This window comes from Chromohalobacter canadensis (assembly GCF_034479555.1).
In the GTDB taxonomy this organism is placed as follows: domain Bacteria; phylum Pseudomonadota; class Gammaproteobacteria; order Pseudomonadales; family Halomonadaceae; genus Chromohalobacter; species Chromohalobacter canadensis.
This window is the reverse complement of sequence record NZ_CP140151.1, coordinates 2,407,805-2,420,504: the sequence shown is the minus strand read 5'-3', so window position 1 is coordinate 2,420,504 and position 12,700 is coordinate 2,407,805. Positions and strand designations below refer to the sequence as shown.

Annotated in this window: 14 protein-coding genes; 9 read left to right on the top strand and 5 right to left on the bottom strand. The window is 62.4% G+C overall.

Annotated features, from left to right (window positions below; translation table 11 throughout):
• The first annotated feature begins 19 nt into the window (after nt 1-19).
• Nucleotides 20-931: a LysR substrate-binding domain-containing protein gene (locus SR908_RS11480; RefSeq protein WP_179703044.1), complete on the top strand. Its 912-nt coding sequence runs from the start codon at nt 20-22 to the stop codon at nt 929-931.
• Between the two features lie 109 nt (nt 932-1,040).
• A complete protein-coding gene (locus SR908_RS11475) occupies nt 1,041-2,396 on the top strand; it encodes a DEAD/DEAH box helicase (RefSeq protein WP_246924282.1) in 1,356 nt (451 codons plus the stop codon).
• 63 nt (nt 2,397-2,459) lie between these two features.
• Here SR908_RS11475 and SR908_RS11470 read toward each other — a convergent pair whose 3' ends face one another.
• Nucleotides 2,460-3,143 carry a GntR family transcriptional regulator gene (locus SR908_RS11470; protein WP_246924280.1) on the bottom strand — a complete coding sequence of 228 codons (684 nt, stop codon included), beginning with the start codon at nt 3,141-3,143 and terminating at the stop codon, nt 2,460-2,462.
• Between the two features lie 201 nt (nt 3,144-3,344).
• Here SR908_RS11470 and SR908_RS11465 point away from each other — a divergent pair, with 201 nt between their 5' ends.
• The 3 genes from SR908_RS11465 to SR908_RS11455 are packed head-to-tail and all read left to right on the top strand — an operon-like array spanning nt 3,345 to nt 6,075.
• Nucleotides 3,345-4,979 (top strand): gamma-glutamyltransferase family protein, encoded by a 1,635-nt coding sequence (locus SR908_RS11465; protein WP_246924277.1) that lies wholly within the window; start codon nt 3,345-3,347, stop codon nt 4,977-4,979.
• A 2-nt stretch (nt 4,980-4,981) separates the two neighbouring features.
• Nucleotides 4,982-5,548 (top strand): chromate transporter, encoded by a 567-nt coding sequence (locus SR908_RS11460; protein WP_246924274.1) that lies wholly within the window; start codon nt 4,982-4,984, stop codon nt 5,546-5,548.
• Nucleotides 5,545-6,075, top strand: a complete 531-nt coding sequence (locus tag SR908_RS11455) for a chromate transporter (protein ID WP_178997592.1) — start codon at nt 5,545-5,547, stop codon at nt 6,073-6,075. The genes SR908_RS11460 and SR908_RS11455 overlap by 4 nt, the downstream gene beginning before the upstream one ends.
• A gap of 6 nt (nt 6,076-6,081) precedes the next feature.
• On the opposite strand, the gene SR908_RS11450 is transcribed toward SR908_RS11455, so the two are convergent.
• Nucleotides 6,082-7,089, bottom strand: coding sequence for a zinc-dependent alcohol dehydrogenase family protein (locus tag SR908_RS11450; RefSeq protein WP_246924272.1), 1,008 nt, complete (start codon nt 7,087-7,089; stop codon nt 6,082-6,084).
• Nucleotides 7,090-7,307: 218 nt separating this feature from the next.
• Here SR908_RS11450 and SR908_RS11445 point away from each other — a divergent pair, with 218 nt between their 5' ends.
• A complete protein-coding gene (locus SR908_RS11445; RefSeq protein ID WP_246924269.1) occupies nt 7,308-7,829 on the top strand; it encodes a cupin domain-containing protein in 522 nt (173 codons plus the stop codon).
• A gap of 18 nt (nt 7,830-7,847) precedes the next feature.
• Here SR908_RS11445 and SR908_RS11440 read toward each other — a convergent pair whose 3' ends face one another.
• The 3 genes from SR908_RS11440 to SR908_RS11430 are packed head-to-tail and all read right to left on the bottom strand — an operon-like array spanning nt 7,848 to nt 9,895.
• Nucleotides 7,848-8,465, bottom strand: coding sequence for a TPM domain-containing protein (locus SR908_RS11440; RefSeq protein WP_178997578.1), 618 nt, complete (start codon nt 8,463-8,465; stop codon nt 7,848-7,850).
• A 21-nt stretch (nt 8,466-8,486) separates the two neighbouring features.
• Complete coding sequence (locus tag SR908_RS11435; RefSeq protein ID WP_246924267.1) at nt 8,487-9,272, bottom strand: TPM domain-containing protein; 786 nt, start codon at nt 9,270-9,272, stop codon at nt 8,487-8,489.
• The gene (locus SR908_RS11430) at nt 9,272-9,895 is read right to left on the bottom strand and encodes a LemA family protein (protein ID WP_371399745.1); all 624 of its coding nucleotides are present in this window, start codon (nt 9,893-9,895) and stop codon (nt 9,272-9,274) included. Before SR908_RS11430 ends, SR908_RS11435 begins: the two co-directional genes overlap by 1 nt.
• Nucleotides 9,896-10,085: 190 nt before the next feature.
• On the opposite strand from SR908_RS11430, the gene SR908_RS11425 reads away from it, so the two are divergent.
• The 3 genes from SR908_RS11425 (at nt 10,086) to SR908_RS11415 (ending at nt 12,698) form a co-directional block, all read left to right on the top strand.
• Complete coding sequence (locus SR908_RS11425) at nt 10,086-10,808, top strand: YebC/PmpR family DNA-binding transcriptional regulator (RefSeq protein WP_246924263.1); 723 nt, start codon at nt 10,086-10,088, stop codon at nt 10,806-10,808.
• A 121-nt stretch (nt 10,809-10,929) separates the two neighbouring features.
• On the top strand, nt 10,930-11,940 hold the full coding sequence (locus SR908_RS11420; RefSeq protein ID WP_082021409.1) for an ABC transporter ATP-binding protein: 1,011 nt from the start codon (nt 10,930-10,932) through the stop codon (nt 11,938-11,940).
• Nucleotides 11,937-12,698, top strand: coding sequence for an ABC transporter permease (locus SR908_RS11415; protein ID WP_040244998.1), 762 nt, complete (start codon nt 11,937-11,939; stop codon nt 12,696-12,698). The genes SR908_RS11420 and SR908_RS11415 overlap by 4 nt, the downstream gene beginning before the upstream one ends.
• Nucleotides 12,699-12,700: the final 2 nt, after the last annotated feature.

Here is a 12,700-nt window from a genome sequence, read left to right as displayed (position 1 = left end):
CATGGCCCCGGATACGTCTATGTCATCCCGTGATGCGTTACCGCCGCTGGCGTGCCTGCGTGCCTTCGAGGCCGCCGCACGACATGCCAGTTTCACGCAGGCCGGCAGCGAACTGTACCTGACCCAGAGCGCCGTCAGCCGCCAGATCAAGCGGCTCGAGGATGATCTGGGTCGGCCGCTGTTCGAGCGTCATTACGAAGGCCTGCGCCTGACACCCGCCGGCGAACACTACTTTCGCGTGGTGCAGCGTCTGTTGCGTGATCTGCGCGACGAAACGGCGCGCCTGCGGCGTCGCGGCGACGACCGTCAGCTCACGTTGGCCTCCAGCCCCACCATTGCCTCGATCTGGCTGGCGCGGCAGCTTCCCGACTTCCAGCGTGCGCATCCGCATATCGAGATCCGCATCCTGACGGTCGAGGACCCTCACCGCCTGGACCTCGCCGAGTTCGATCTGGGCATCTACTATCACGTTCCTCACGAGGTCGACCCTACCGGCCTCGACGCCGAGGCGATCTTCTCCCACGAGGAGGTCGCCGCGGTATGCAGTCCGGCCTACCTGACTCGTCATGGTGACATCCGCGATGCCGATGACCTGCTCGCTCGTCACACGTTGATGGTCGTCGAAGATCATTATCATGACTGGCTAACCTGGGAAGGCTGGTATCAGGCCCAGAACCTGGCCTGGCGCACGCCGGAGCACAGCCTGCGTGCCAACAGCTTCCAGTTGCTCATGAACGCGACCCTGGCCGGCCAAGGCGTGACCCTGGGGTGGACGCGACTGCTCGCCGCGGACCTCGCGCAGCACAACTTGGTGCAAGCACTGCCGCATACGCTGCCCAGTCGGGGGTGTCTGTCACTGCTCACCCCGCAACATCGCCACCTGACCGAGCCCATGCGCGCATTCCGTGCCTGGGTACTGAACACGGCTTGAGAAGTGCCTGCGCTATACGCCTAAAGTGGCAAGCCTGGTTCATATCCGGTAAGCTGCACGCCCGCTGCCCGCCTACTCTGGCCCACTTCGCAGCCACCGAGACGACTTCATGAGCTTTACCTCCTTGGGGCTTTCCGCTCCGATTCTGGATGCCGTGGCCGAGCAAGGCTACGAGACACCCTCGCCGATTCAAGCCAAGGCGATCCCCGCCGTTCTCGAAGGACGCGACGTGATGGCCGCCGCCCAGACCGGCACCGGCAAGACCGCCGGGTTCACGCTGCCGATCCTCGAACGCCTCGCTACCGGCACGCGCGCGCCCGCCAAACAAGTGCGCGCGCTGATTCTCACGCCGACCCGCGAGTTGGCTGCCCAGATCGGCGCCAATATCGAGGCGTATGGCAAGCATCTACCGCTACGCAGCGCCGTGGTCTTCGGCGGCGTGAAGGTCAACCCGCAGATCGCCAAACTACGCGGCGGGGTCGATATCCTGGTGGCAACGCCGGGTCGACTGCTGGATCTGTATAGCCAGAAGGCCGTCAGCTTCGATGCGCTGGAAGTTCTGGTGATGGACGAAGCCGACCGCATGCTCGACATGGGCTTCATTCACGATATCCGTCGGATCCTCAAGACCCTGCCCGCCAAGCGTCAGAACCTGATGTTCTCGGCGACCTTCTCGCAGGAGATCCGCACGCTCGCCAAGGGCATGGTCAACGACCCGGTGGAAATCTCTGTCACGCCGCGCAACACCACCGCCGAGACGGTCACGCAGTGGATCCACCCGGTGGACAAGACCCGCAAGCCGGCGCTGCTCACGCACTTGATCCACGAGAATCAGTGGCAGCAAGTGCTGGTCTTCATGCGCACCAAACACGGCGCCAACCGCCTGAGCCGCCAGCTCGAAGACGCCGGTATCGAGGCGGCTGCGATTCACGGCAACAAGAGCCAGAATGCGCGTACCAAGGCCCTAGACGGCTTCAAGAGCGGCGACATTCGTGTGCTGGTGGCGACCGATATCGCCGCGCGCGGCCTCGACATCGATCAGCTCCCGCAAGTGGTCAACTTCGAGCTGCCCAATGTCGCCGAGGACTACGTCCACCGTATCGGACGTACCGGACGCGCAGGTGCCAGCGGCCACGCGGTGTCGCTGGTCAGCCCCGAAGAAGGCAAGGAGCTCGCGGGAATCGAGCGGCTGATTCGTCAGACGCTGGAGCGTCAAACCATCGCCGGCTTCGAGCCCAGCGAGGCACTCGTCAGCGGCCAGGGCACCAGCCCGCCGCGCGGTGGTAACGGTGGGGGCCAACGCAACGGTAACGGACGCGACAACGGCCAGCGTCGCGGTGGCAATTCAGGCGGTAACGACTCACGCAACAGCAATGCATCCCGCGATCGCGACGGCGGCGAAAACCGTCCACGCCGCCGTCGTGGCGGTCGGGGTCGTGGTAACGGCACCCAAGGCGGGGCGTAAGTCACGCTAGTCGCTGACACGATGATGGGCCGCTGAGTCGTGGCGAGATAACCGCCCAATGGCTTACGTATCGTCGTCGGATGCCGATGACTCGCAACAACCGCGGGCAACACTGTGAGACATTCGGATGTGATCATCGAGCAATGCCCGTGCGGCGCGAATGTCTCGACTCAGTGCCAGTTCGACCAGCTCGCCATGTTGGCGATCAAGCGCCTTTCGCACCTCCGGATTGGGCGGCGCCAGGCGCCGGTAGCGGTCGAACTGGTCGTGTAGTTGTTCGATGAAGCGTAACAACCAGTGCGAACCGCACGACGCTAGCAATGCCCGATGAAAACGCAGATGTGCTTGTTCCCATTCCTCCACTTGCTCAGGATGCTCGTCGGCACGGCGTAACCGATGGTGCGCCGCCAATACCTGTGACTCCCATTCTGAATCTCCCGCCTGAAAGGCCTGCGTCAACGCCATGCATTCAAGCTGAGCGCGCAGCCCCGCGATATCATCGAGCTCCTCAAGGTCCATTGCCGGCACTCGAAACCCCCGCTGATTGACCTGCTCGAGCAGGCCGTAGGCCGCCAGCCGGTTGAGCGCCTCGCGCAGCGGGCTGAGCCCCACTCGGTAATGGTCCTTGAGAGCACTGATGGCGAGCTTCTCACCCGCCGCGAAACGTCCACGAATCAAGTCCTGCTTGAGTGTCTCGAAGATTCGGCTCGAGGCCATGTCGCGACTAGTCGATGGCGATGCGGTCATGGCGTGGTTCTCTTATCAAGTTCAAAGGTAATGGCTGGCGATATGTGTTTCCGTTCGGCGAGCAAGGATTTGCCTCAGTGCAGTAAGCCCTTTGCCAGAATCCCATATTGACGTTAATTAAATTGCGCGCCATAGTCATCTCAACAAAATCGATTTTTTCATTCAAAACGATTTATAACATAACAATCGATCGGAGACGGCATGTTGACGCCTTTTTCCCAGGCAACGCCCTACGCTTCCCAGCGCAGCGCTACCTACGCCAAACACGGTATGGTTGCCGCGTCCCAGCCCCAGGCCAGCCAGATTGGCCGTGACATCCTCGCGCAGGGCGGCAACGCAGTGGACGCCGCCATCGCCACCGCCGCGGCGCTCACCGTGGTCGAACCTACCGGTTGCGGGATCGGCGGTGACGCCTTCGCGCTGGTGTGGATCGCCGACGACAATGCAGGCAAAGGCAAGCTTCACGGCCTCAATGCCAGCGGCACCGCCCCCGCCGCGTTGACTCCACAGGCGGTCGCCGAGGACGGCTTCGAGTCCATGCCGCTTTACGGCTGGACGCCGGTGACCGTGCCCGGCATTCCCGCCGCCTGGGCCGAGCTGTCGCGGCGCTTCGGCAAGCTCGATTTTCAGACGCTGCTCGCCCCGGCGACCCGCCTAGCCCGAGAGGGTTTTCCGGTCTCGCCGGTCATCGCCAGTCTCTGGCAACGCGCCGAGGCGACTTTTCGCGAACATCTCACCGCCCCTTCTACGAACGGCTGGTTCGACACCTTCGCGCCGACCGGGCATGCCCCGCGTGCCGGCGAGTGGCACCGCTGCGAGGACCAGGCACGAACCCTGGAAGCCATCGCCGCAACGCACAGCGAAAGCTTCTATCGCGGCGAGCTAGCCGAGCGCATCGACGCCTTCTCCCGCGAGACCGGCGGCTATCTGCGTGCAGAAGATCTTGCCGGTTATCAGCCGGAATGGGTCACACCGATCGCGGCAGACTACCGTGGTCATAAAGTCTGGGAGATTCCGCCCAACGGCCAGGGGCTGGTCGCACTGATGGCGCTGCGCATTCTCGAGGGCTTCGAGGTCGACAACCGCGACAACCCCGAGGTGCTGCACCGCCAGCTCGAGGCGATGAAGCTTGCGTTCGTCGACGGCCAGACCCACATCACCCAGCCCGAGCACATGACCCACAGCGTCGAGGCGCTGCTCGGCGACGCTTACACCCGCGAGCGCCGCGCGTTGATCGGCGAGCGTGCACTCGAGCCGACCCCGGGCACCCCGCAGGCCGGCGGCACCGTCTACCTGGCGACCGCCGATGGCGACGGCAATATGGTGTCATTCATCCAGAGCAACTATCACGGCTTCGGCTCCGGGGTGGTGGTGCCGGGTACCGGCATCGCACTGCAAAACCGCGGCCACAACTTCAGTCTCGACCCGAGCCATGACAACGTGCTCGCGCCGGGCAAGAAGACCTTCCACACCATCATTCCCGGCTTTCTGAGCCGCGACGACGGCACGCCGCTCGGGCCGTTCGGGGTAATGGGCGGCTTCATGCAGCCTCAGGGACACGTCCAGGTGGTAATGAACCTGATCGACTTCGGGCTCAACCCGCAGGCCGCGCTCGACGCGCCGCGCTGGCAGTGGATGGGCGGCAAGCGTATCGGCATCGAACACGGCTACCCGGCGCCGCTGGTACGCGCGATGGCCGAGCGCGGCCACGACATGCAAATCGATCACGACCCACGTGGCTTCGGCCGCGGCCAGATGATCATCCGCGACCCGAACAGCGGCATCTACTGCGGCGGCACCGAACCGCGCACCGACTCCAGCATCGCGGTGCTGTGATCATGCTGCGTACTCAAGCCCAGTTGTTTTTGGCCTTTCTGCGCATCGGCCTGTTCGGTTTCGGTGGCGGTCCGTCGATGATCCCGCTCGTTCATCTAGAGGTGGTCAAACGCCACGCCTGGATGGACGACGAGGCGTTCGCCGACGTGCTGGCGATCGGCAACACCCTACCCGGGCCGATCGCCACCAAAATGGCCGGCTATATCGGCTACCGGATCGGTGGCGTGCTGGGCGCGCTCAACGCCGTCATCGCGGTGATAGGGCCCATAATCGTGGCCATGATCGCGCTGCTCAGCCTCTACGCACGTCACGGCGACCAGCGCTGGGTGCAGGGCATGGGCCAGGGTGTGGTGCCGGTGGTGATGGTGATGATGGCCAAACTGACCTGGGATTTCTTCACCAAGTCGCGGGCCAGCCTCGGCTGGCTCATGACACTGGTAATGGGCGCCGTCGCCGGTGGGCTGATCTACTGGCTCGATGTACATCCTGGCCTGGTCATCGGCGCGATCTTGATCGCTGCGTTACTGCGCCCCGAACCACAGCACGCGACCAGTGAGACGGACAAATGATCTATTGGCACCTGTTCCTGGCATTTTTCATCCCCAACATCGTCGGTTACGGCGGTGGGCCGGCAATCATCCCGCTGATCGAGAACGAGGTGGTCGGCCGCTATGGGTGGATGAGTTCACAGGCCTTCGCCGAGACTCTGGCGCTGGGTAACGCCCTGCCCAGCCCGATCGCTACCAAGATGGCCGGCTACATCGGCTACGACGTCGCCGGTATCGCCGGTGCGCTGATCGCTACCTTCGCCACCGTGGCGCCGTCTCTACTACTCATGCTGATCGCGCTGGGTACCCTGTATCGCTACCGTGACTCGATCAAGGTCAAGTCAATGAGCCAGTGGGTGCGCCCGGTTGTGATGACGCTGATGGCCTACCTGACCTGGCGCTTTCTCGACGAAGGTGTGACGACCGCCGGCGCCGTGCACACCGCAATTATCGGTGGCGTCGCCGCAGTACTCATCCTGGCAACTCGGGTTCACCCGGCGTTCGTCGTGTGTTTCGGGCTCGTCTACGGCGCCCTGCTACTCGGTTAGCAAAGATCAAAATTCCAGGCAGATCTTGCCGAAGTGACGCCCTGCTTCTTGGTGACGAAACGCCTCGGCGATCTCATCGAGGGCGAACCGGCGGTCGATGACCGGGTGTAGGTCACTGGCGTCGATGGCACGGATCATCTCGATCTGGTCGCGCCGGCTACCCACGATCAAGCCCTGCAGACGCGCTTGCTTGGCCATCAGCTTGGCAGTAGGGATTTCACCGCCGCGCCCGGTGAGCACACCGATCAATGAGATGTGTCCGCCGATGCGCACGGCGTCGATGGATTGCGGCAGCGTGGCGGGACCACCCACTTCGATGACATGATCGACGCCCTGACCGTTGGTGAGTGCCTTGACGCGCTTGCCCCATTCCGGCTCGGTCTTATAGTTGAGCGTGTGATCGGCGCCTAGTTCGCGTAACCGTGCGATCTTCTCGTCCGAGGACGAGGTCGCAATCACCGTGGCGCCCATCAGCTTGGCGAACTGCAAGGCGAAGATCGAGACACCGCCGGTGCCCAGCACCAGCACCGTGTCACCCGCCTTGAGATTGCCATTCACTACCAGCGCGCGCCAAGCGGTCAACCCGGCCGTGGTCAGGGTAGCGGCTTCGGCATGGTCGTAATTGCGCGGCGCGTGAGTAAACCACGTCGTCGGACGCACGACCTGCTCACGGGCATAGCCATCGACGCCATCACCGGGCGTGGTGCTGAAGTCACCGATGCGTGCCGGCCCTTCGAGCCACTCGGGAAAGAACGTCGATACCACCCGATCACCCACGGTGAATTCCTCGACGCCTTCACCCACGGCTTCGACGACACCGGCCCCATCCGACATAGGGATACGGCCGTCTTCGGTCGACATGGCGCCGGCAACGACACCGTAGTCATGATAATTGAGCGAGCTGGCATGCACGCGCACGCGCACCTCGCCAGGCCCCGGCTCACCCGGCGCTTCGCATTCGTGGATATCGAGCTTATCCAGCCCGCCCGGACTACGTAATGTGACGACGTTCATCGTGCTCTCCTGTGCTGTCATCCTATGCTTGCGGGATACATCCGACATGACGCGCCCCGCAGGGTCCTTCCTAGATGATGGTGACGAATCGCCGGGAGGCAAGGGCCACCCTGTCAGGCAGTACGTCTCTGGCGGCGCTGCGATCAACCCGACGAGGGATTGCCGGGACCATACCATCGAGGCATAGTGCTCTGTTCTGCGTTCATCAGGACACGCCAATGCCTCTTTCTCCGGTCATCCCCCTCGATCAACTGGTGCTCGAACGGCACACCCATGGCGCGCATTTCGAGGCCGCCCATGCCGCCGTCGCGGGCCCTGCCGGCGCCAAGCATCTTGGAGCACGAGTAGTCGAGGTGCCGCCCGGCAAGCGTGCCTGGCCTTATCACGCTCACCACGCCAATGACGAACTCTTCGTGGTTCTCGCCGGTCAAGGGGAATTGCGCATGGGAGAGGATCGATATCCCGTCACTACTGGTGACGTCGTGGTCTGCCCCGCGGGCGGCGAGGCAAGCGCGCACCAACTGATCGCATCGGCGGACAGCCCGGTATCGCTTCGCTACCTGGCCGTGAGTTCGATGCGCGAGCCGGATATCCTCGAATATCCCGATTCCGACAAGCTCGGGGTTTTCACTGGCAGCGCTCCGGGCGGTGATGCCGATAAGCGAACGCTTACCCGATTCATGTCGCGCGGTGATTCGGTCGCCTACTGGGAGGGGGAAACCGGCGACGACACGCCATGAGGCGTGCCGTCGGGCTTTTCATTCCAGCACGATCAGACGATTGGGGAGTTCATTGCGCTCGTGAGTGGCGGGCACGTGCTCTCGGAGGTGCTCACCGCATGCTTCGATACATGAGAGAAAGCCCTGCAACGTCTGACCTTGCTTCACCTGCTGGGTGAAGGTCGAGACGATGCTCTGCCAGGTCTCGTCGTCGAGACGGCTGGAAATTCCGCGATCGACCAGAATCTCCACGTAGCGCTCGGCTTCGGAGACGAAGATCAGCATGCCGGTACCGGCTTGGGTGTGATGCAGGTTCTGCTCGAGAAACTGCCGCCGCGCCAGGTTGGCGGCGCGCCAGAAGCGCACGCGGCGCGGGATCAGCCGCGTCGTCACTGCCGGCAGCCGAAATACGATTGCGAGCACCGCGAAACACGCCCACTGCACGATCAACAGCTCCGAAGCACCCAGCCATTGGGGGAAATAATTGATCGCCCCCGGGATCAACAGGGACAGAATCCCTGCCCAGAGCAATGGGATGTAAGTGTAATCGTCGGCCTGCGGCGCGAGTACGGTGACTAGTTCGGCGTCGGTATCGCGCTCGATGTGCGTAATCGCATCACGCACCTGCTGCTGCTCGCTGTCGCTCAATAATGCCATGGTGATGTCCCTTGCGTTGATCTACCAGCCACCGGAGGCACCGCCCCCGCCGAAACCACCACCGCCGCCGCCGAAGCCGCCGCCTCCGAGGCCGCCACCGCCGCCTCCGAAACCGCCGCCCATGGCGCCGCCAAGCAGAAGACCGCCGAGCAAGCCACCGCCGCGTCCGCGACGACGCCCGCCGCGTCCGCCACCACCGATGCCGCGTACGATGCCCATGACGATCATCAGCATGACGAAGAACGCCACCGAGGCGCCGCCGACATCGCGCGATTTATCGTGCCCGGACGCCGATCCGGCAGGAGGCGCATCGGCCATCGGGTCGCCGCCCAGAACCTGAATGATCGCTTCCGTACCTTGGGTAATCCCGGTTGCGTAATCTCCTTCGCGAAACGCCGGGGCGATCTTCTGCGTGATGATCGCCGAGGACTGTGCGTCGGTCAGGCGACCCTCGAGGCCATACCCAACCTCGATGCGGATGGCCTGCTCTTCCATGGAGACGATCAACAATGCGCCGTTATCTTCGTCTTCCTGGCCAATGCCCCAATGTCGCCCCAGCTGGTAGCCGTATTCCTCGATCGGCGCCCCCTGTAAATCGGGCAGCGTGACCACGACGACCTGTTCGCCGGTGTCTTCCTCGTGCGCCGCGAGCATGCCGCTCAACTCATCTCGAGTCGACGCATCCAGCAGATCGGCCTGATCGACCACGCGCCCGGTCAGCTCGGGAAACTCGATGTCCTGCGCCTGAACGCTGAGGGCACAGGCCCACAGCAGCATCAAGCATGTCAGACGGATGCAATGCCTCATTAGAACTCCACCTCAGGCGCCTGATCGGCGTTCTCGGCAGTCGCTTCGAAGTTTTCGCGAATCGGCATGTCGCTATACAAAAGGCCATGCCAGAGTCGCCCGGGGAAAGTACGAATTTCGGTATTGTATTGCTCGACCGCCTGGATGAAATCGCGACGCGCCACGGCGATGCGATTCTCGGTGCCTTCCAGTTGTGATTGCAGCGCCAGGAAGTTCTGGTTCGACTTCAACTCCGGATAGCGTTCGGACACCGCCATCAGGCGACTCAGTGCCCCGGTCAGTTGGCCCTGAGCTTGCTGGAATTGCTTCAACTTCTCGGGATCGTCCAACGAGTCGGCGTCGATGTTGATCGAGGTCGCCTTGGAGCGCGCTTCGATCACGGCCGTCAGCGTTTCCTGTTCCTGATCGGCGAAGCCTTTGACGGTTTCCACCAAATTGGGCACCAGGTCCGCACGCCGCTGATATTGGTTCTCGACCTGCGACCAGGCCGACTTCACTTTCTCGTCGAGCGTGGGAATATTGTTGATACCGCAGCCCGTCAGTGAGACGGCAAGGCACAGCAACAGCATGACGTGCCAGATGGAGCGAGCGGTAAACGGCATTGGCAAGGATCGCATCGACATACGCATTTCCGATGAAGGTGGCAAATAGAGACTCCCTAAGCTACAGGTGAGCGCGCATTAAGCATAGCGTCGACTGTAGGGGACGGCGTATCGTCGAAGGCCAAACGCGGGCTACGCAAAATTAAACCTGCCTCGACCGGCGATGTTGCGTAGAATCTTGTGCGTTGCGAATCATTTGATAGGGCATGACATGGGTAGGGCTTTCCAGAACCGCAAGGAATCCATGGCCAAGACGGCCGACGCCAAGACCAAGGTGTACAGCAAATACGGGCGCGAGATTTACGTCTGCGCCAAAGCCGGCGGAATCGACCCCGAAGGCAATCTCGCCCTGCGTGGCTTGATCGAACGCGCCAAGAAAGACCAGGTCCCGTCGCACGTCATCGACAAGGCACTGGACAAGGCCAAGGGCGGTGGCGGCGAGGACTACTCCCTCGCGCGCTACGAAGGCTTCGGTCCGGGCAGTTGCATGGTCATCGTCGAATGCCTGACCGACAACCCCAATCGCACCTTCGGCGACGTACGCGCCTGCTTCAACAAGGCCAAGAGCAAACTCGGCACCCCGGGCAGTGTCAGCCATATGTTCGATCACTGCGCGATCCTCGCCTTTGAGGGCAGCGACGAGGAAGCGGTGCTGGAAGCCTTGATGGAGGCCGATGTCGATGTCACCGACATCGAGAGCGAAACCGATCGCATTACCGTTTTCGCCCCTCATACCGAATACGCCAAGACCAAGCAGGCACTCGCCGAGGCCTTCGGTGAGCTCGATTTCGAAGCCGACGAGATTCAGTTCTTGCCGCAGACCACGACCCCCGTCGCCGGCGATGACGTGGCCATGCTCGACAAGTTGCTCACCACCCTCAACGATCTTGATGACGTGCAGAACATCTATCACAGCGCCGAGCCGCAGGACTGACCCGGCCTCGTCGACGATGCACTCGCCGACGATGTACTTACCGATCAGGTGAGCGCCGGCCACGACATGCTGGCGCGCGCCTATACTGATCGCCCCATTCTCCACGGGAGCCCGGTATCGCATGAGTCATGACATCGCAGACGCCACTGCCACCGAAACTCGCCCCGCCGCGCGCGCCCACACCTTGCAAGCCACGCCCTCGGTGATCACCGTTCAGGGGCTGACCAAGCGTTACGCCTCGGGCTTCGAAGCGCTCAAACGCATCGACCTGGATATCCAGCGTGGCGAAATCTTCGCTCTGCTGGGCCCCAATGGCGCCGGCAAGACCACCCTGATCAGCATCATCTGCGGGCTGGTCAACGCAAGCGACGGTCAGGTCCGTGTCAACGGCCACGACATCGTCACCGACTACCGTGCCGCACGCGAGCAGATCGGCCTGGTCCCGCAGGAATTGACCAGCGACGCCTTCGCCACGGTCTGGAATACGGTCAGCTTCAGCCGTGGTCTGTTCGGCAAGCGCGCCGACTCTGCGCACATCGAGCGTGTGCTCAGGTCGTTGTCGTTGTGGGACAAGCGTCGCAACAAGATGATCACGCTCTCGGGCGGCATGAAACGCCGGGTACTGATCGCCAAGGCACTGGCGCACGAGCCACAGATCCTGTTTCTCGACGAGCCTACCGCCGGGGTCGATGTCGAGCTACGCCGCGACATGTGGGACGTGGTGCGGTCGCTACGCGACCAAGGCGTCACCGTCATCCTGACTACGCACTACATCGAAGAGGCCGAGGAGATGGCCGACCGCATCGGCGTAATCAACGATGGGGAGATCGTGCTCGTCGAAGAGAAAGCCGCCCTGATGCGCCAGTTGGGCCGCAAGCAGCTGCGGCTCGATCTGCAGACGCCACTGGCGGCCATTCCCGAGACGCTGGCGCACTATCCTCTGAGTCTCGCCGACGACGGCCACGTACTGGTCTATACCTACGCCGCGTCACCTGACGAACACTCGACGCCGGCAAGCATCAGCGCCCTGCTCAACGATATCGAAGCGGCGGGCGTTCGCTTCAAAGACCTCCACACCGAGCAAAGTTCGCTGGAGGAAATTTTCGTCAATCTGGTGAGGAAGGACGCATGAATCTCCGCGCGGTCGGCACCATTTACCATTTCGAATTGGCACGCGCGTGGCGCACGTTGCTGCAAAGCCTGGTCTCGCCAGTGATCTCCACATCGCTTTATTTCGTGGTCTTCGGCGCCGCCATCGGCTCGCGCATTCAGGAAGTCGAAGGCGTCAGCTACGGCGCCTTCATCGTGCCCGGGCTGATCATGTTGATGCTTCTCACGCAGAGCGTCTCCAACGCCTCGTTCGGGATCTTCTTTCCCAAGTTCACCGGCACCATCTACGAGGTACTCTCGGCGCCGGTCTCTTATCTCGAAATCGTTCTCGGGTACGTGGGCGCGGCGGCCACCAAATCGCTCATCCTGGGCTTGATCATTCTCGTCACCGCCAGCTTCTTCGTGCCATTACGTATCGACCACCCATTCTGGATGTTGCTGTTCCTGGCACTCACCGCCCTTACCTTCAGTCTGCTGGGCTTCATCATCGGTATCTGGGCAGAAGGCTTCGAGAAACTACAACTGGTGCCGTTGTTGATCATTACGCCGCTGACCTTCTTGGGAGGCAGCTTCTACTCCATCGACATGTTGCCCCCTGTGTGGCAGACGGTGACGCTGTTCAACCCGGTCGTTTATTTGGTCAGTGGCTTTCGCTGGAGCTTCTACGGCATCAGTGATGTGAGTGTCGGCGCCAGCCTGCTCATGATCCTGGTATTTCTGGGCCTGTGCTTGGCGCTGGTCGGTTGGATCTTCAAGACCGGCTACAACATCAAGCCCTAGAT

Coding starts and splice junctions, on each gene's coding strand:
- SR908_RS11430 (WP_371399745.1), bottom strand. CDS start 9,895: ATGTCGATGCGATCCTTGCCAATGCCGTTTACCGCTCGCTCCATCTGG.
- SR908_RS11480 (WP_179703044.1), top strand. CDS start 20: ATGTCATCCCGTGATGCGTTACCGCCGCTGGCGTGCCTGCGTGCCTTC.
- SR908_RS11420 (WP_082021409.1), top strand. CDS start 10,930: ATGAGTCATGACATCGCAGACGCCACTGCCACCGAAACTCGCCCCGCC.
- SR908_RS11450 (WP_246924272.1), bottom strand. CDS start 7,089: ATGAACGTCGTCACATTACGTAGTCCGGGCGGGCTGGATAAGCTCGAT.
- SR908_RS11455 (WP_178997592.1), top strand. CDS start 5,545: ATGATCTATTGGCACCTGTTCCTGGCATTTTTCATCCCCAACATCGTC.
- SR908_RS11435 (WP_246924267.1), bottom strand. CDS start 9,272: ATGAGGCATTGCATCCGTCTGACATGCTTGATGCTGCTGTGGGCCTGT.
- SR908_RS11465 (WP_246924277.1), top strand. CDS start 3,345: ATGTTGACGCCTTTTTCCCAGGCAACGCCCTACGCTTCCCAGCGCAGC.
- SR908_RS11445 (WP_246924269.1), top strand. CDS start 7,308: ATGCCTCTTTCTCCGGTCATCCCCCTCGATCAACTGGTGCTCGAACGG.
- SR908_RS11470 (WP_246924280.1), bottom strand. CDS start 3,143: ATGACCGCATCGCCATCGACTAGTCGCGACATGGCCTCGAGCCGAATC.
- SR908_RS11440 (WP_178997578.1), bottom strand. CDS start 8,465: ATGGCATTATTGAGCGACAGCGAGCAGCAGCAGGTGCGTGATGCGATT.
- SR908_RS11475 (WP_246924282.1), top strand. CDS start 1,041: ATGAGCTTTACCTCCTTGGGGCTTTCCGCTCCGATTCTGGATGCCGTG.
- SR908_RS11415 (WP_040244998.1), top strand. CDS start 11,937: ATGAATCTCCGCGCGGTCGGCACCATTTACCATTTCGAATTGGCACGC.
- SR908_RS11425 (WP_246924263.1), top strand. CDS start 10,086: ATGGGTAGGGCTTTCCAGAACCGCAAGGAATCCATGGCCAAGACGGCC.
- SR908_RS11460 (WP_246924274.1), top strand. CDS start 4,982: ATGCTGCGTACTCAAGCCCAGTTGTTTTTGGCCTTTCTGCGCATCGGC.